The 16301-nt window shown below is 63.0% G+C and carries 14 protein-coding genes; 5 read left to right on the top strand and 9 right to left on the bottom strand.

Translation table 11 applies throughout. The features are described 5' to 3' along the window. Positions 1 to 47: 47 nt before the first annotated feature. The 6 genes from ACTOZL_RS08980 to ACTOZL_RS09005 form a co-directional block, all read right to left on the bottom strand. Positions 48 to 893, bottom strand: a complete 846-nt coding sequence (locus tag ACTOZL_RS08980) for a MetQ/NlpA family ABC transporter substrate-binding protein (RefSeq protein ID WP_482478001.1) — start codon at positions 891 to 893, stop codon at positions 48 to 50. Positions 894 to 945: 52 nt separating this feature from the next. After that, entirely contained in the window at positions 946 to 1626 is a 681-nt protein-coding gene (locus ACTOZL_RS08985; protein WP_482478002.1) for a methionine ABC transporter permease, read from the bottom strand. Next, positions 1619 to 2671 (bottom strand): methionine ABC transporter ATP-binding protein, encoded by a 1053-nt coding sequence (locus ACTOZL_RS08990; RefSeq protein ID WP_482478003.1) that lies wholly within the window; start codon positions 2669 to 2671, stop codon positions 1619 to 1621. The genes ACTOZL_RS08985 and ACTOZL_RS08990 overlap by 8 nt, the downstream gene beginning before the upstream one ends. Positions 2672 to 3155: 484 nt before the next feature. Beyond that, entirely contained in the window at positions 3156 to 3737 is a 582-nt protein-coding gene (locus ACTOZL_RS08995) for a Uma2 family endonuclease (protein ID WP_482478004.1), read from the bottom strand. A 252-nt stretch (positions 3738 to 3989) separates the two neighbouring features. Then, on the bottom strand, positions 3990 to 5369 hold the full coding sequence (locus ACTOZL_RS09000; protein WP_482478006.1) for a S1C family serine protease: 1380 nt from the start codon (positions 5367 to 5369) through the stop codon (positions 3990 to 3992). 244 nt (positions 5370 to 5613) lie between these two features. Then, entirely contained in the window at positions 5614 to 6882 is a 1269-nt protein-coding gene (locus tag ACTOZL_RS09005; protein WP_482478007.1) for a peptidylprolyl isomerase, read from the bottom strand. 313 nt (positions 6883 to 7195) lie between these two features. On the opposite strand from ACTOZL_RS09005, the gene ACTOZL_RS09010 reads away from it, so the two are divergent. The 4 genes from ACTOZL_RS09010 to ACTOZL_RS09025 all read left to right on the top strand — a co-directional run bounded on the left by ACTOZL_RS09010 (position 7196) and on the right by ACTOZL_RS09025 (position 12590). Beyond that, positions 7196 to 8155 (top strand): ribose-phosphate pyrophosphokinase, encoded by a 960-nt coding sequence (locus ACTOZL_RS09010; protein ID WP_482478008.1) that lies wholly within the window; start codon positions 7196 to 7198, stop codon positions 8153 to 8155. A gap of 113 nt (positions 8156 to 8268) precedes the next feature. After that, positions 8269 to 8862, top strand: coding sequence for an aminoacyl-tRNA hydrolase (gene pth, locus ACTOZL_RS09015; RefSeq protein WP_482478009.1), 594 nt, complete (start codon positions 8269 to 8271; stop codon positions 8860 to 8862). A gap of 79 nt (positions 8863 to 8941) precedes the next feature. Then, the gene (mfd, locus tag ACTOZL_RS09020) at positions 8942 to 12361 is read left to right on the top strand and encodes a transcription-repair coupling factor (RefSeq protein WP_482478010.1); all 3420 of its coding nucleotides are present in this window, start codon (positions 8942 to 8944) and stop codon (positions 12359 to 12361) included. Beyond that, a complete protein-coding gene (locus ACTOZL_RS09025; protein WP_482478011.1) occupies positions 12354 to 12590 on the top strand; it encodes a flagellin N-terminal helical domain-containing protein in 237 nt (78 codons plus the stop codon). Before mfd ends, ACTOZL_RS09025 begins: the two co-directional genes overlap by 8 nt. A gap of 104 nt (positions 12591 to 12694) precedes the next feature. Here the strand turns inward: ACTOZL_RS09025 and ACTOZL_RS09030 are convergent, their stop codons facing one another. From ACTOZL_RS09030 to ACTOZL_RS09040, 3 genes are all read right to left on the bottom strand, one after another. Continuing rightward, complete coding sequence (locus ACTOZL_RS09030; RefSeq protein WP_482478012.1) at positions 12695 to 12817, bottom strand: hypothetical protein; 123 nt, start codon at positions 12815 to 12817, stop codon at positions 12695 to 12697. 77 nt (positions 12818 to 12894) lie between these two features. Then, a complete protein-coding gene (locus ACTOZL_RS09035) occupies positions 12895 to 14910 on the bottom strand; it encodes an ABC transporter permease (protein ID WP_482478013.1) in 2016 nt (671 codons plus the stop codon). Continuing rightward, positions 14907 to 15671 carry an ABC transporter ATP-binding protein gene (locus ACTOZL_RS09040; RefSeq protein ID WP_482478015.1) on the bottom strand — a complete coding sequence of 255 codons (765 nt, stop codon included), beginning with the start codon at positions 15669 to 15671 and terminating at the stop codon, positions 14907 to 14909. The genes ACTOZL_RS09035 and ACTOZL_RS09040 overlap by 4 nt, the downstream gene beginning before the upstream one ends. Positions 15672 to 15900: 229 nt before the next feature. Between ACTOZL_RS09040 and ACTOZL_RS09045 the strand changes: the two genes are divergently transcribed. Then, positions 15901 to 16301: N-acetylmuramoyl-L-alanine amidase (locus ACTOZL_RS09045; RefSeq protein ID WP_482478016.1), on the top strand; the 401-nt coding region annotated here is incomplete at its 3' end.

Consider the following 16301-nt stretch of genomic DNA (forward strand, 5'->3'; position numbering starts at 1 on the left):
GGTTCCATGTGCCGCTTTGGGGTCGGTTTTTGGGGGGTGTGGTTCCCTTAGAACAGGGGCACCACAGCGCCCTTGTAGGTCTCTTCGATGAAGCTGCGCACCTCGTCGGTCTTGAGGGCCGCAACAAGGGCCTTGATGGCCTCGTTGTTCTCGTTGCCCTCCTTCACGCACAGGATGTTGGGGTAGGGGGTGGTGTCGGCAGTCTCAGTGGCCAGGGCGTCCTTGGTGGGGTCAAAGCCGCCTTCCAGGGCGTAGTTGGAGTTGATCACGGACAGGTCCACTTCTTCCACCGTCTGGGGCAGCATGGCGGCCTCCATCTCGGAGAACTTCAGGTTCTTGGGGTTCTCGGCGATGTCGTTGGGGGTGCATTCCAGGCCGGCTTCTTCCTTCAGGGTGATGAGGCCCTGGGCTTCCAGCAGCAGCAGGGCGCGGCCCTCGTTGGTGGCGTCGTTGGGGATGGCGATGGTAGCGCCGTCAGCCAGCTCGTCCAGGCTGGTGCACTTGCCGGCGTAAATGCCCATGGGCTCATTGTGCAGCTCTGCCACGGCCACCAGATGGGTGCCATGCTTGGCGTTGTGGTTCTCCATGTAGGGGGTGTGCTGGAAGTAGTTGGCGTCGTCCTCCCCCTCTTCCACGGCGGTGTTGGGGACCACATAGTCGCCATATTCCACGATTTCCAAGGTAATGCCCTGTTCCTTCAGGGGTTCGACCACCTGTCTGAGGATTTCGGCGTGGGGGGTGGGGGAAGCGCCCACCCGCAGGGTGACGGCCTCGCCGTTGTTGGTGGGTTCGTCGGTCTTGCCCTCTTCCTCAGCGGGGGCGGGGGTGGTGCCGCAGGCGGCCAGGCCCAGAGCCATGGTCAGGGCCAGGAGCAGTGCAAGGATCTTTTTCATGTTGGTTGTTTCCTCCTTCAAGAAAATGTGTGGGTGGAGCCCGGAGGCTCGTTTATCTCAGGCGCTTGTCCATTTTGGTGGACAGCCAACTGAACACGGATTGTATGATCTGCACCAGGACGATGATGAGGATCACGGTGGCCCAGAGCATGGAGTCCACGCCCCGCTGGTAGCCGTAGCGGATGGCCAGGTCCCCCAGGCCCCCGGCGCCGATGGCCCCGGCCATGGCGGTGTAGGCCAGGATGGTGATGGTGGAGATGGAGGCCCCCAAAATCAGGGAGGGCTTTGCCTCGGGGAGGTAGACCTTCCGCACGATCTGGGGCACGCTGGCCCCCATGGACTGGGCGGCCTCGATGACTCCGGCGTCCACCTCCATGAGGGAGGTTTCCACCATCCGGGCGATGAAGGGGGCGGCGGAGATCACCAGGGGCGGCGTGGCCCCCCGGACCCCCAGCTTGGTGCCCACCAGGAGCTTGGTAAAGCCCATCACCAGAATCATCAGGATGATGAAGGGCAGGGAGCGGCCGATGTTCACGATCCACCCCAGGACCCGGTTGATGATCCTGTTGGGCCATATCCCGTGGGGCTGGGTGATCACCAGGAATACCCCGATGGGCACCCCCAGGATATAGGCAAAGATGGTGGCCACAAGGGTCATAATCAAGGTGTCACGGGTCCCTTGGAGCAGGATGGTCCCGTATTCCGCCCAAAAGGCGCTGAGAGCTTCAAGCATCTGCGGGCACCTCCTCTACAGTGATATCCGCCTGGCCGCGGAGATAGCGCAGGGCCTTGTTGGCCTCCCCTTGGTCCTTGGGCAGCCCTAAGAGCATGGAGCCGAAGGCCTTGCCGTCGATGTTCCGGGTGTCGGCCCCTAAGATATTCACCTTCACCCCGCAGTCGATGGCCAGGGAGGCGATGAGGGGCTCGTAAGAGGAGCCGCCGTTGAACACCACCCGCACCACCTTGCTGCTGGTGAGCTTTGGGATCTGCACCCCGTCGGGGTAGACGAACTGGCGGCCGATGGCGCTCCTGGGGTTGGCAAAAATCTCGGTGACGTTCCCTTCCTCCGCCACCACGCCCCCGTCCAGGATGGCCACCCGGTGGCAGATGGCCTCAATGACGTTCATCTGGTGGGTAATGACCACCATGGTCACCCCCAGCTTTTGGTTCAGCTCCTTGAGCAGTTCCAGGATGGACTGGGTGGTGGAGGGGTCCAGGGCGGAGGTGGCCTCGTCGCACAGGAGCACCTTGGGGTCCGTGGCCAGGGCCCGGGCGATGGCCACCCGCTGCTTCTGGCCCCCGGAGAGCTGGGCGGGGTAGGCGTTCTCCCGCTCCGCCAGGCCTACCAGCTTCAGCAGGCCGCGGGCCTTTTCCCGGGCCTGGCTCCCCTTCATCCCCGCCAGTTCCAGGGGGAAGCAGATGTTTTCCAGGGCGGTGCGCTGCATGAGCAGGTTGAAGCTCTGGAAAATCATGCTGATGGACTGCCGGGCCCGGCGCAGCTCCCGGATGGAGAGCTGGGTGATGTCCTTCCCCTCCACCAGGACTCGCCCGGAGGTGGGGCGTTCCAGGAGGTTCATGCACCGCACCAGGGTGGATTTCCCCGCCCCGGACAGGCCGATGATGCCGAAAATCTCCCCGGGGCGGATGTCCAGGTTGATGTCCCCCAGGGCCTGGACCTGGTCGGGCCCGGCGCCGAAGGTCTTGTTCAGGTGCTGGATTTGGATGGACGCCCCGCCATAGCCCTTGTTCTCTTGCACTTGTATGGAATCGTCGCGCACAGCGTTCCCTTCTTTCTGTCTGGTGTGAACACAAAAAAGCCGCCCTTGACCCGCTGTCAAGGACGACTGCATAGCCGTGGTACCACCTTGGTTTGCCGGGCCCCTCGCGAGGCGCGGCCTTTCTGGGTGCTGACACACCCTTGCGCAATGACGGGCGCACCCGTCGCAGCCTGCGGGAGGATTCCCGGTCGGTGCGAGACTCCGAGGCCATGTTCCCCCAGGCATTCCGCGCCCTCTCCCACCAATGCAGGGCTCTCTGTGCCGTAGCTCCCAGGGTACTCTTCTCTTCATCGTCTTTGTGTTGTTCCATTGTACCCCAATAATTTACGACAAATCGGCGCAAATGTCAAGGAGAAATCTGACGAAGTGGGGAAACTGTGAGGGGGGCGGGGTTGTTGAAAACATATAATGCCTGTGGGTAATGCTGCCGCTGATCCTGCTGCAGGCCGGAGGGTTTTTAACACAACCGCCCAGGGCGGCTGTGTCAAATCAAGCGGTAAAAGATATCCTCCAAGTGGATGTCCAAGTCGTCGTATAGGCTGCACTGGAAGGTGGTGACCACCGCGGCGCGTTCCTCCTGGGTCAGATGGGCCAGGAACCAGTCGGGATGGAGCACATAGACTTCATGGGTCACAAAGTGCCCGTTTTGAAGGAAATACTGCTCCACAGTCCTGTCGTTGGGGCTGACGATCCAGTATTCCCGGACCCCACAGCGTTCGTAGATCTCCCGTTTGTGGTTCCGGTCGTATTTGGCCGTGCTGGGGGATAGGACCTCCACCACCAGGTCCGGGGGACCATGGACTCCGTCATGGTGGATTTTGCCTGGGTCACAGACGATCATCCCGTCGGGGACAAAGCGGTCCTGCTCTGTCAAATATAAGTCCGTCCCATCGGGAAATGGGGTGCAGCGCTTTCCGTGGAGGTAGTTGGAGAAAATACGGTAGATATTCCCGGCTACGAAATTGTGATTGACTGCGGGCCGTGGGGACATGAGGACGACGTTGCCGTTGATGAGCTCCTCCCAAGGGGTCTCCTGGAACGCTAGGGTATGGTCTAGATTTGCCATGGCCGTACCTCCTCGTATAATACGTTTCAAGTGAATCAATTTCAGCTATCAGCAGGCTATGAGATGCCCGTGATACAATAGCTGCAGGGCAGCGGGGGCAAGCTCTCAAACCTCCAGCAGAGCCGAAAGCTGCTGCTTTTTCCCTTATTATACCCGATTGCTGTTCGGTTTCGCAAGCCCTATCAGGAAAAGACAGCGGCATCCCCTGGTGAGAGAATGCCGCTGTATCATAGCTTCGTCCGTACCGGATGCTTACCAGGTGAACGGCCAGCCGTAGCTGTAGCCCCCCTGCTGGGACTGCTGCTGCCGCTTCTGGGCCTGCTCCTCCTCATAGGCAGTCTGGGCCTTTTCGTAAATCTCCTGGAGCTCTGGGGTGGACTCCGCCAGGGTGACCTTTACCTCTAGCTTTTCCCCGCTCCGGAACACGGAGAGGGTTACGCTGTCCCCCACGGCGTGCTCCTTCACCGCTGCGGTGAGCTCATCGCGGCCCTTCACGGCCTTGCCGTCCAGGGCGGTAATGATGTCCCCCACCTGGATGCCGGCCTTGGCCGCCGGCAGGCCATCGGGCGCCAGGCTGACCACGGCCCCGGCGGGGACGCCGTAGGCCTGGGCCTGCTCATCCACGTCGCCCAGTCCCACCCCCATGAAGGGCTTGCCGGAGACGTAGCCGTTGGTCACCAGCTCCGAGACGATGTCTGCCACGTCGTCAATGGGGATGGCAAAGCCTAAGCCCTCCACGCTGGCGGAATCGCTGCTGCCGCTGCCGGAGTATTTGGCGGAAACCACCCCGATGACCTCCCCGTGGAGGTTGAACAGGGGCCCGCCGGAGTTGCCGGAGTTGATGGCGCAATCGGTCTGGATCATGTTGATTTTCCGCCCGTCGGACATGGTGATGGTGCGGTTCACGGCGGAGATGATGCCGGCGGTTTCGGTGAAGGTCAGCTCACCCAGGGGGTTGCCGATGGTAATCACCTGCTCCCCCACCCGCATGTTGTCCGAAGAGCCCAGGACCACCGGGGTGAGGCCCTCCGCCTCGATTTTAATGACGGCGATGTCGTTGGCCTTCTCGCCCCCCACGTAGGTGGCGGGGTAGGTCTTGCCGTCCACGAAGGTGACGGTGATCTCGTTGGCGTTCTCTACTACGTGGTAGTTGGTGAGGATGTAGCCGTTCTCCGTAATCACGAAGCCGGAGCCTGCGGCGGCGGCGGTGACCCGCTGGCCGAAGATGTTGGTGCCCACCAGGTCCACGGTGATGCCCACGGTGGAGCCCACATAGCTGTTGTAGAGCTCGGCGGGGGTCAGCTCCTTCTCGGTGTCCACGGTTTTGGTGGTCAGCTCTGTGGCGGTGCGCTGGCCCACGTGGATGGCCGTGGAGCTCCCGGCCACCGTCCGGTAGATGGGGTACACACTGCCCCCGATGAGGGCGCACAGCAGGCACAGGGCCACCAGCTTTGCCGCGCCCCAGTTCTTCTTGGGCTTGCGGCGCCAGGGGGGCGTTTGGCCGGGGGGCGTTTCCCCGCCGCTGGGGGGCGGGAAGTCGTCGCCGGTGGGGACGGGGTAGCCACCACCAAAATTGTAGCTGTGGTTGTAGTCTTGCTGGCCGCCGCTCCAACCGTTGTTTCTGTTTTCCATTTCCATTGCCTCCTTGTCAGTCAGGGAAGTCCTTTCTATCTTATTTCCGCCGGGCTGTGAACATGTGCCGTTTCCCGGCGGAAGGGGGGCGAACTTGTCCCCTTTCTTGTATGCTGGCCACAGTATAGAATAGAATTATGAAGATTTCATGACATTCCCGTGAAATATTTTTAAGAAAACGGACGCCTTTCCCCGGGATCGGGAGAGGCGTCCGTGGTTTTGTCTGTTTGGCGGGGCGGGATGCTTACTGGCTGTCCCCGTCGGGCTTGCTGTCTGGGGTGCCGCCATCCTCGGGCTTGCCGCCCTCCTGGGCAGGGGCTTGGGGGTCGGATTCCTGGCTGTCCCCGGCCTGGCCGCCGTCCTCTTTGCCGCTGTTGGCATCCTCGCCGCTGTTGGTATCCTCCTGGCCCTCGTCCTCTGCTTGGAGGGAGTCCCGGTAGGCGGTGAGCTTGGCATAGAAATCAGCCACGTCCAGGTTGGTGAAGGCTTCCTTGTCCTCCACCACCGCCTCGGTCACCCACTCGTTGGACAGGTCCTGCATCTTTGTCTCTGCCCAGCTGTTCAGCAGCTCTTCAGACTGGGTGGGGTCGTCCCGGAGGATGATGTGGTAGCCGTAATTGCTCTCCACAATGCCGCTGACCTGGCCGATTTCCAGGCCACGGGTGGCCTCCTCGAATTCCGCCACCATCTCTCCGGCCCCGAAGAGGTAGCCGTTGGGATAGCTGGCTAAGCCGCTGTCCTCGCTGTTGGCCTTCATCAGCTCATTGAACTTGTCGCTGCGCTGCTTGGGGTCCTCGATGGCCTGAAGCTGGGAGACAAAGCCCTCGGCCTTGGTTTTCTTCTCGGCGGCCTGCTCCTGGCTCAGGGCTTCGTTGGTCTGGGGGTCCTTGGTCATCAGGAGGATGTGGCGGGCGGAGAGCAGGTCCTTGTCTGCCACATACTGCTTCAGCTCCTCCTGGCTGGGCTCATACTCGCCGCCCTTGCGGCAGATGCCCTCCTGCATATGCTGGTACACCAGGGCCACGGAGTTTACCGCGTGGAAGCTGTCCTCGGTGAGGCACATCTCCTTCAGGAAGCGCTGGAACTCCTCCTGGCCCCCCATGTTCTCCTTGGCCTCCTCGAACTGGACCTTATAGTCGGCGTCGTCGGGGTCGAAGCTGTAGCCGGCGGCGGCGGTGTGGGCGGTGACGGTGCTGTAGAGGATGGCGGTCTGGCGGGACTGCTCCTTCACATATTCCCCCACAGGCTGGCTGCCCCCCAGGGTGGCGGACCAGTCGATCTCCTGGCCTATGGTCTGGTAATACTGGGCGATGTAGTCGGCGTTGTAGGCCATCCAGTACATCAGGTCCGAGGCGGTGACATCGTTGCCGTCCACGGTGAGCATCACCGTGTCGCCAGGGAAGCCAAAGGCCTCCTGGATGGGGTCCTCCTCCTGGCCGCAGCCGCTGAGCAGGCCGGTGAGCAGCACCAGGGCCAGCACCAGGGCCAGGGCTCTGTTGCGAATGTTCTTCATGCTTTGTTCTCCTTTTTCGTGTGCCCCCGGTGCGTGCCTGGGGCGGCAGGGCCGGTGGGCTCCCCGCCGGGGCAGGGATTGTATCATGTTTAATATGAAACCGTATTATAGCACGCTTTCCCTTGGCTGACAACCGTTTTTTGACGAGGCGCCCCGGGCTGCCCCGTCAAAGAGACCAAAGAGGGGGAGAAAAATTTATACAAAAATCTTTGGAATGGACGTGCAAAAGCCGCGTTTGTTTGATATAATGGGAGCACAAGAGAGGATCTCCGCAGGGCTGCGGAAGAAATACAGAATCGAGAGGGATGTTACGATGATCTCACATGGTAAGGATCTGAAAATTTTCGCCGGCAATTCCAACCGGCCGCTGGCGCAGGCCATTTGCAAGGAGCTGCGCCTACCTCTGGGGAATATGGAATGTGGCTCCTTCTCTGACGGGGAGTGCTTCGTTTCCATCTATGAGTCCGTGCGGGGCTCGGATGTGTTCGTCATCCAATCCACCTGCTCCCCGGTGAACGACAGCCTCATGGAGCTGCTGGTGATGATCGACGCCTTCAAGCGGGCTTCCGCCGGGCGCATCACCGCGGTGATCCCCTATTTCGGCTACGCCCGCCAGGACCGCAAGGCCAAGCCCCGGGACCCCATCTCCGCCAAGCTGGTGGCCAACATGCTCACCACCGCCGGGGCCAACCGGGTGCTGACCATGGACCTCCACGCCGCCCAGATCCAGGGCTTCTTCGACATTCCCGTGGACAACCTCCTGGGCAGCCCCCTGTTCGTGGAGCATTTCAAGAGCCGCTTCGGCGACGACACCGAGGGGACCATGGTGGTCTCCCCTGACGTGGGCTCCGTGGCCCGGGCCCGGGCCTTTGCCCAGAAGCTGGGCATGAACATGGCCATCGTGGACAAGCGCCGCCAGAAGGCCAATTCCTCCGAGGTGATGAACATCATCGGGGATGTCCAGGGCAAGCGGGTGATCCTCCTGGACGACATGGTGGATACCGCCGGTTCCCTCTGCGGGGCCGCCCAGGCCCTGGTGGAGCTGGGCGGGGCCACGGAGGTGTTCGCCTGCGCCTCCCACGGGGTGCTCTCCGGCCCGGCCATCCAGCGGCTTCAGGACAGCGCCATCAAGGAGGTGCTCTTCCTGGACACCATCCCCGCCGACACAGAGGCCAAGTGCGATAAGATCAAGTACGTCTCCGCCGCCCCGGTGCTGGCGGACGCCATCAGCTTTATTTACCACGAGGACTCTGTCTCCCGCCTATTCGTCTAAGGCACAAAAACACTTTTCACGCCCTTGGGGCGTGGACTCTGCGAGGCACAAGAGAAAGCGGAGCTTTGCTCCGCTTTCTCTCTGCGTTCGACACGATCTTTGAGGTGGCAGCTATGTTTTTTAGGCAACGGCCCGGCCCGGTGGGCTGGCTGGTTGTGGGCCTGGGGAACCCCGGCCCCAAGTATGCGTGGACCCGGCACAACATGGGCTTTCTGGTGGTGGATGAGCTGGCGGAACGGGCGGACATCCCGGTGCAGCGGCTAAAGCACAAGGCCCTCACCAACACCGCCCTCATCGGCGGGCAAGCGGTGCTGCTGATGAAGCCCACCACCTATATGAACCTCTCCGGGGAGTCCGTGGGCCAAGCGGCCCAGTTCTATAAAATCCCCCCGGAGCGGGTGCTGGTGGTCTCCGACGACGTGGCCCTGCCCCAGGGGAAGCTGCGCATCCGCCGCGCTGGCTCCGCCGGGGGGCACAACGGGCTGAAAAGCATCATTGCCCACCTGGGTACAGACCAGTTCCCCCGGGTGAAGGTGGGGGTGGGGGACAAGCCCCATCCCGACAGCGACATGGCCGGCTGGGTGCTGGGCAAGCCCAGCGGCGAGGACCGCAAGGTAATGGAAGCCGCCATCCACCGGGCGGCGGACGCCGTCACCCTGCTGCTGGAAAAGGGCGTGGACGCGGCGATGGCGGGGTTTAATGGATAACACCTGAGCATGAACCCCTCTCCCGCCGCATACAATTAACGATCAGAAACCCCCACCCCACCGAAAGGAGCGACCACCTGTGCCACAGCGATCCACGGCCTTGCTGCCGCAGCTACTCTCCCGCCTGACGGACTACCCCCGCATCCTGGACGCCCTGAACCAGGGCAGGGCCCCCCTGGCCCTCTCCGGCTTGGGGGCGGTTCACCGTGCCCATTTGGCCGCCGGGCTGCACCTGGCCACCCAGCGTCCCCTGGTGCTGGTGTGCGCCGACGAGGGGGAGGCCAAACGCGCCGCCGGGGACCTGGCGGCATTCACCGGGGTAGAACCCCGGCTGCTCACCGCCCGGGAGTTCTGCTTCCACCCCTCCTCCGCCTCCCGCCAGTGGGAGCACCAGCGGTTGGAGACCTTGGCCGCCCTGCGCCAAGGGCGCTGCCCGGTGCTGGTGGCCACGGTGGAGGGCTTGCTCCAACGGACCCTGCCCCCGGAGGAGTTTGACCGCCACAGCACAACCCTGGCGGTGGACCAGGCCCATGACTTGGAGGCCCTGGCGGACTTCCTGGCCCAGGGGGGCTATGCCCGCTGTGACCAGGTGGAGGGGGTCGGGCAGTTTGCCCTGCGGGGGGGCATTCTGGACGTGTACTCCCCCGGGTCCGACCTGCCTATGCGCCTGGAATTCTGGGGGGATACCATCGACTCCATGGGGTATTTCGACCCCGCCACCCAGCGGCGCAGCGGACAACAGAGCCGGTATGCCATCCTCCCCGCCCGGGAAGTGCTGGGGGCCCCGGCAGAGCCGGCGGACCTGGCCCTGCCCCAGGTATACAAAACCCTGGCAGCCGGGCTGGACTACCTGCCCGATCATGCCCTCCTGGCCTTCAGCGACACCAGCCGCCTGGCCGACCGGGCCAAGAGCTACCTGTGGCAGCTGGGGGAGGACGTAAAGGCCCTGTTGGAGCAGGGGCTGCTCTCCGGCAAGGATAGCAGCTTTGCCAAGGATTTTGAGGATTTGTGCCAGGCAGGGCAGGCCCCCCGGACCCTCCTCTACCTAGATGCGTTTACCACCGGGGGCCTGCCGGTGCCCCCCCGGTTCCTCCTCTCCCTCACCGCCCGGCAGCTCCCCGGCAGCGCCATGCACTTTGAGGCCATGGTGGAGGATTTGCAGGCCTACCAGCGCCAGGACTTCGCCGTGGTGGTCCTCACCGCCAGCCGCCGGAAGGCCGACGCCCTACAGGGGATGCTCCGGGAGAAGAACATCCACAGCGCTGTGGACGAACACCTCCACGACCTCCCGGAGCCAGGGCGGATCACCCTTGCCGTGGGGGACCTCTCCGCAGGCTTCGACTATCCCGACGGCCATTTCGCCGTGCTGGCAGAGGGGGCCCCGCCCCCCCAGCCCCGGCAGCGGCGGCGCAGCAGCACCCCCACCTCCAACCGCCAGCGCTTGGAATCCTTCACGGACCTGGCCCCGGGGGACCTGGTGGTCCACGAGTCCCACGGCATCGGCCGTTTCTTGGGGATGGTGAAGATGTCTGTGGACGGCACCCCCCGGGATTATATCAAGCTGCAATTTGCCGCCTCGGATGTGTTGTATGTCCCCGCCCTGCAGCTGGATTTGGTGTCCAAGTACATCGGCAGCGGGGACGACCCGGACAAAAAGCGCCTCTCCCGCCTGGGGGGCACCGCCTGGGAGCGGGACAAGGCCCGGGCCAAAAAGGCCGCCAAGGATATGGCCAAGGGGCTCATCCAGCTCTACGCCCAGCGCCAGCGCTTGGAGGGCTACGCCTTCGCCCCCGACAGCCCCTGGCAGCAGGACTTTGAGGCCCAGTTCCCCTACGCGGAGACCGACGACCAGCTGCGCTGCGTCCGGGAGATCAAGGCGGACATGGAAAAACCCACCCCCATGGACCGCCTGCTCTGTGGGGATGTGGGCTATGGTAAAACAGAGGTGGCCTTCCGGGCGGTGATGAAATGCGTGTTGGAGGGGAAACAGGCGGCGATTTTGGTTCCCACCACCGTCCTGGCCCAGCAGCACTATATGACCGCCCTGAAACGCTTTGCCCAGTTCCCTGTGGAGATTGAGATGATCTCCCGTTACCGCACCGCCGCCCAGGCCCGGGACATCCTGCGGCGCACGGCGGAGGGCTCCGTGGACCTGCTGGTGGGCACCCATAAGCTCCTGGGGAAGGACATCCACTTCCAGGACCTGGGGCTGCTGGTGGTGGACGAGGAGCAGCGCTTCGGGGTGGGCCACAAGGAGAAGCTCAAAAAGCTGGCCCGGCAGGTGGATGTCTTGACCCTCTCCGCCACCCCCATCCCCCGGACCTTAAACATGGCCCTGTCGGGGCTGCGGGATATGTCCACCTTGGAGCAGGCCCCCGCCAACCGCCAGCCGGTGCAGACCTACGTGTTGGAGCACGACTGGGGCATCCTGGCCGACGCCATGCGCCGGGAGCTGGAACGGGGAGGCCAGGTGTATTACCTCCACAACCACACCGAGAGCATCGCCCGCACCGCCAACAAGCTCAAGGAGCTGTTGGGGGAGGAGGTCCGGGTGGCGGTGGCCCACGGGAAGCTGGACCAGGAGGAGATCAGCGACATCATGGGGCGCATGACCGACGGGGAAGTGGACATCCTGGTGTGTACCACCATCATCGAGACGGGGGTGGACCTGCCCAATGTGAACACCCTTATTGTGGAGGACGCAGAGCGCTTCGGCCTGAGCCAGCTCCACCAGCTCCGGGGACGGGTGGGGCGCAGTGCCCGGCGGGCCTTTGCCTATCTGTCCTACCGCCCCAACCGGGTGCTCACCGAGGACCAGTCCAAGCGCCTCAGCGCCATCCGGGAGTACGCCGCCTTTGGCTCCGGCTTCAAGATCGCCATGCGGGATTTGGAGATCCGGGGGGCGGGGAACCTGCTGGGGCCGGAGCAGTCTGGCTTTCTCATGAGCGTGGGCTATGACCTCTATTTGCGCCTGCTGGAAGAGGCGGTGCTGGAGGAGCAGGGAAAGCCTGTGGCCCCCCGTCCCGCCGCCTGCACGGCAGAGCTGTCTGTGCCCGCCTCCATCCCGGAGAAGTATATTCCCGCCCCGGAACAGCGCATGGACCTCTACCGCCGTATGGCCCGGGTCCAGGAGGAGGCGGAAGGGGAGGATATCCTGGACGAGCTCATCGACCGCTACGGCGACCCGCCCAAGGCGGTGGCCAACCTCATCACCATTGCCCTGCTCCGGGCCAAGGCGGCGCTGTGCGGGGTGACAGAGCTGGTCCAGAAGGAATCCCTGCTGCGCTTCTCCCTGCCCAAGCCGGACTTCCAGGTGGTGGCCCTGCTGTGCTCTATGGAGAAATACAAGCAGCGGCTGCTCTTCGCCGCCGGGGAGAAGCCCCACCTGGCCCTGCGGCTGAAGAAGGGCGACGACGTGCTGAAGCTGGCGGGGATTGTGCTGACGGATTTACACCAGGCCCAGGAACAGGCCCAGAAGGGAGGCGGCGGCCATGGATGAGCAGGCATTGGATACCCGAGAACTGGACGAGGCCCAGCGGCAAGAGAAGCTCCAAGCCCTGGACGCCAAGCTGGCCCAGATTCAAGAGCTGCTCCAACGCATGGAGAATTTGGCCCAGCTGGCCTCCCGGCCGGAGTGTACCCCCCCAAGGCGTGCCCGCCTCCAAGGGGAGTTCCACCGGCTGAAAGGGGAGATCGACCAGGTGGCGGACTCTCTGTGGATGCTGTGAACGGCACCCCGGGAGACCGCTGCGGCCGTTTCCCCAGGCCTAGGACAGACAGAAAAACGCTGTGGATGGAAACCCCACCCACAGCGTTTTTTCTTATTATGGTATCATGGGAACCACAGCGTTTGAGGCCGCTGCGGGGCCGCGGAATACGAGGAGCGCAACGGCACCGCGATCTCCCGGGCGTTGGTATCTGCCAGCCCTTGGGCCATGGTTGTCTCTGTGTCCATGGGCCTCACCGCTTCGGGTCCATTGTACCACGGCTGCCCCAAAACGTCCACACCCTGGTGGGCATTTCCAGCCGCGGTTACCGTCCGTCTGCCACAATGCGGTAATACATCCGGGCGGTGATGGTGTACACCAGGAAGTACAGCAGGGCGAACACCACCACGGTGATTCCGGTGATGGTCAGCAGCAGGGACAGGTCCCAGAGGTTGAAGAGCATTAGGATTCTCCGCACCATGGGGAAGGCAAAGGCCAGGTGGGCCAGGGCCACCGCCAGGGGCAGGAAAAACACCGTCAGCAGTTGGGAATTGACGCTTTTCCGGATATCCCCCTTGCTCATGCCCACCTTCTGCATAATCCCGAAGCGGGATTGATCCTCATAGCCCTCGGTGATCTGCTTGTAGTAGAGGATGAGCACGGTGGCAAAGAGGAACACCACCGTCAGCAGGACGCCTAGGAAGAGGACGGCCCCGTAGGTGGCCACAAAATCCCCCCGGTTGGCCTCCCGGGAATCCACGCCAACGCTATACTGCCCCGCTTCCGCCCCGTCCCAGAGCAGGTCCTTCAGGTCCTGGGCCAGGGCCATCTCCGCCTCCGGCTCCAACCCGGCGTCAAAGGCGTACTCCCAGATGGGATGGATGGTAAAGCGCTGGGAGAACTCCGGCAGAGTGTTCAACTGGTCCAGCACCGGCCCCAGCTCCGGCACCACCAGGAAGAGGCTGGGGGCCACATCCACAGTGGAACCCCCTACGGTGAGCATCTCCGGTACGGTTTTCACCAGTTCCAGGGTGACCGCCCCCCCGATGTCCAGGCTGGGATATTCCTGGGCAGAGAGGCCGTACACCAGGGCTTGCCCCGGCTCCAAGGTCTCCTGGAGGCCCAGGCCACGGTTGTACTCCTCCAAAGGGATGAAATAGATGGTGCGCAAGTCCGCTGTAGTTAGGCTGACCACCCCATAGCCCTCGGAATTGGTGACAACCTTGTTCCCCTCCAGGATGCCGGAACAGTTGGCCATGATGAGTTCCCTGGGATTCTCCGGGGTAACGCCCTGCTGGTCCAGGAAGCCGTCAATCTTTCCCCGGACCCCCTCCCGCAGGGACAGGTCCGCCGTGGTCTCAAAGTCCAGGCGCAAGTTCAGCTCCCTGGGGTAGCGGTTCATCAGGCTGCCCTCGGTGCCGAAGTACAGGCAGCAGCTCCCCGCCATCATCACCAGCACCATAGTGCTGAGGATGCACACGGACGCCAGGCCCGCACCGTTGCGCTTCATCCGGTAGGCCATGGAGGACACGGAGATGAAGTGCTGTTTCTTATAATAATACCGCTTGTTCTTTTGCAAGGCCCGGCACAGGGTCACGGACCCGGAGATGAACAGCAGGTAGGTGGCCACAATCACCACCCCCACAGCAAAGAAGAACAGCCCCAGGGCCGAGATGGGGTCCTCAATGGTGACAGAGACGTAATAGGCCCCGCCCAACAGCACCAGGCCCCCTAGGGCCAGGAGATAGTTGGCTTTGGGCGGCTTCTCCCCCACCGTCTCACTGTGCAGCAGGGCAATGGCATTGGCCCGGCGCAGCTGCCACAGGCTGTTCAGGTACAGCAGGACGAAAATGACCCCGAAGAGAGCCAGGCAGCTGCCCAGGGCGTTTAGGTCCACCAGCAGGCCGTAGCCGCTCTCCCCGCCCACCAGGCGCAGAAGGAGCAGCTCCGTGAGCTTGCTCAGGGCAATGCCCCCCGCCAGCCCCAGCACCAGGGAGAGGACGGCAATCATAACCGTCTCCACCAGCAGGAGCATACTCAGGTTGCCCTTGCTCAGGCCCAGGATATTGTACAGACCAAACTCCATCTTCCTGCGGCGCATGAGGAACGCGTTGGTGTAAAAGAGGAAAATCACGGAAAACAGGCCGATGATGGACACGCCCATCCCCAGGCAGCTCTTCACCATGGCCCCGCCCCGGACGGTATCCAGCTGGGGCAGGCCCCCCAGGTAGCGGACGATGTAGCACATCAGCACCATCCCGGCGCAGGTGAGGATATAGGGGAGGTAGAAGCGGCCATTCTTGCGAAAGCTGCTCAGGGCCAGCTTGGGATAGAGCTTCATGCCTGCTCACCTCCTGTGGAGAGCACCGTGAGGGTGTCGGCGATTTTTTGATAGAACTGTTGGTTGCTGCTCTCCCCCCGGTAGAGCTGGTGGAACACCTCGCCGTCCTTGATGAACAGCACCCGTCCCGCGTGGCTGGCGGCCTTTACGGAGTGGGTGACCATCAGCTGGGTCTGCCCCAGGCGGTTCACCTGGGCGAAGAGGCCTAAAAGCTCGTCGGTGGCCTTGGAGTCCAGGGCCCCGGTGGGTTCGTCGGCCAGGAGGAGCTTCGGCCGGGTAATCAGGGCCCGGGCCACGGCGGCCCGCTGCTTCTGGCCCCCAGAGACCTCATAGGGGTACTTCTTCAATAGGCTGGTGATGCCCAGGGTCTTGGCGATGGGGGACAAACGCTCCTGCATCTCCCGGACCTCCACCCCCGCCAGGACCAGGGGGAGGTAGATGTTGTCCTCTAAGCTGAAGGTGTCCAGGAGGTTGAAGTCCTGGAACACAAAGCCCAGGTTGTCCCGGCGGAAGGCGGCCAGGTCCCGCTCCTTCACGCTGGAAAGGTCCCGCCCTTCCAGGAATACCTTGCCCTCCGTGGGCTGGTCCAGGGCCGCCAGGATGTTCAACAACGTGGTCTTGCCGGAGCCGGACTCCCCCATGATGGCCACATACTCCCCCTTCTCCACAGAAAAGGACACGCTGCGCAGGGCCTGGACACGGTTCCCGCCAAAACGGGTGGTGTAAATCTTTTTCAAACAGGAAACTTCTAACATAGCCATAGAAATGACCTCCTTTGACGTGTGGTTCCGTTTTCCCGGGAGCCGTCCCGCCCCCCTCATTACAAGCCTAGTATACAAGAAACGCCACCGGTTTCGACATCGAATCCGGTGACAGTTGGGGGGCTGGCTGTGACAGTTTTGTCACAGCTCTTAAGGCTTTCTAAACTGTTCCCCTGGGGGCACCCCCTGGCGGTATTTGGAATACAATGGAGGGAACGGAGGAAACAGCATGAAACTGAAACCCTGGTTTTTGACGAAGAACGCCTGTTACGAGGCGGCGGTGGAGATTCAGCCCCGGGGGGTTATGGTCCACTCCACCGGGGCCAACAACCCCACCCTGCGGCGCTATGTCCAGCCGGACGACGGCCACCTGGGGGTGAACCCCAACGGGAACCACTGGAACCAGCTCTACCCCGACGGCAAGAAGGTCTGCGTCCACGCGTTCATTGGGCAGCTGGCCGACGGCACCATCGCCACCTACCAGACCCTGCCCTGGACCTACCGGGGCTGGCACTCCGGCAGGGGATCCAAGGGCTCTGCCAACGACATGGGGTACCTGGGCTTTGAAATCTGCGAGGATGGCTTGGTGGACCGGCAATATTTCCAGGCGGTCTACCGGGAGGCCGTGGA

The sequence above is a fragment of the Evtepia sp. genome, assembly GCF_056797215.1.

Coding starts and splice junctions, on each gene's coding strand:
- ACTOZL_RS08980 (WP_482478001.1), bottom strand. CDS start 893: ATGAAAAAGATCCTTGCACTGCTCCTGGCCCTGACCATGGCTCTGGGC.
- ACTOZL_RS08985 (WP_482478002.1), bottom strand. CDS start 1,626: ATGCTTGAAGCTCTCAGCGCCTTTTGGGCGGAATACGGGACCATCCTG.
- ACTOZL_RS08995 (WP_482478004.1), bottom strand. CDS start 3,737: ATGGCAAATCTAGACCATACCCTAGCGTTCCAGGAGACCCCTTGGGAG.
- ACTOZL_RS09000 (WP_482478006.1), bottom strand. CDS start 5,369: ATGGAAAACAGAAACAACGGTTGGAGCGGCGGCCAGCAAGACTACAAC.
- ACTOZL_RS09005 (WP_482478007.1), bottom strand. CDS start 6,882: ATGAAGAACATTCGCAACAGAGCCCTGGCCCTGGTGCTGGCCCTGGTG.
- ACTOZL_RS09010 (WP_482478008.1), top strand. CDS start 7,196: ATGATCTCACATGGTAAGGATCTGAAAATTTTCGCCGGCAATTCCAAC.
- pth (WP_482478009.1), top strand. CDS start 8,269: ATGTTTTTTAGGCAACGGCCCGGCCCGGTGGGCTGGCTGGTTGTGGGC.
- ACTOZL_RS09025 (WP_482478011.1), top strand. CDS start 12,354: ATGGATGAGCAGGCATTGGATACCCGAGAACTGGACGAGGCCCAGCGG.
- ACTOZL_RS09030 (WP_482478012.1), bottom strand. CDS start 12,817: ATGGACACAGAGACAACCATGGCCCAAGGGCTGGCAGATACCAACGCC.
- ACTOZL_RS09035 (WP_482478013.1), bottom strand. CDS start 14,910: ATGAAGCTCTATCCCAAGCTGGCCCTGAGCAGCTTTCGCAAGAATGGC.
- ACTOZL_RS09040 (WP_482478015.1), bottom strand. CDS start 15,671: ATGGCTATGTTAGAAGTTTCCTGTTTGAAAAAGATTTACACCACCCGT.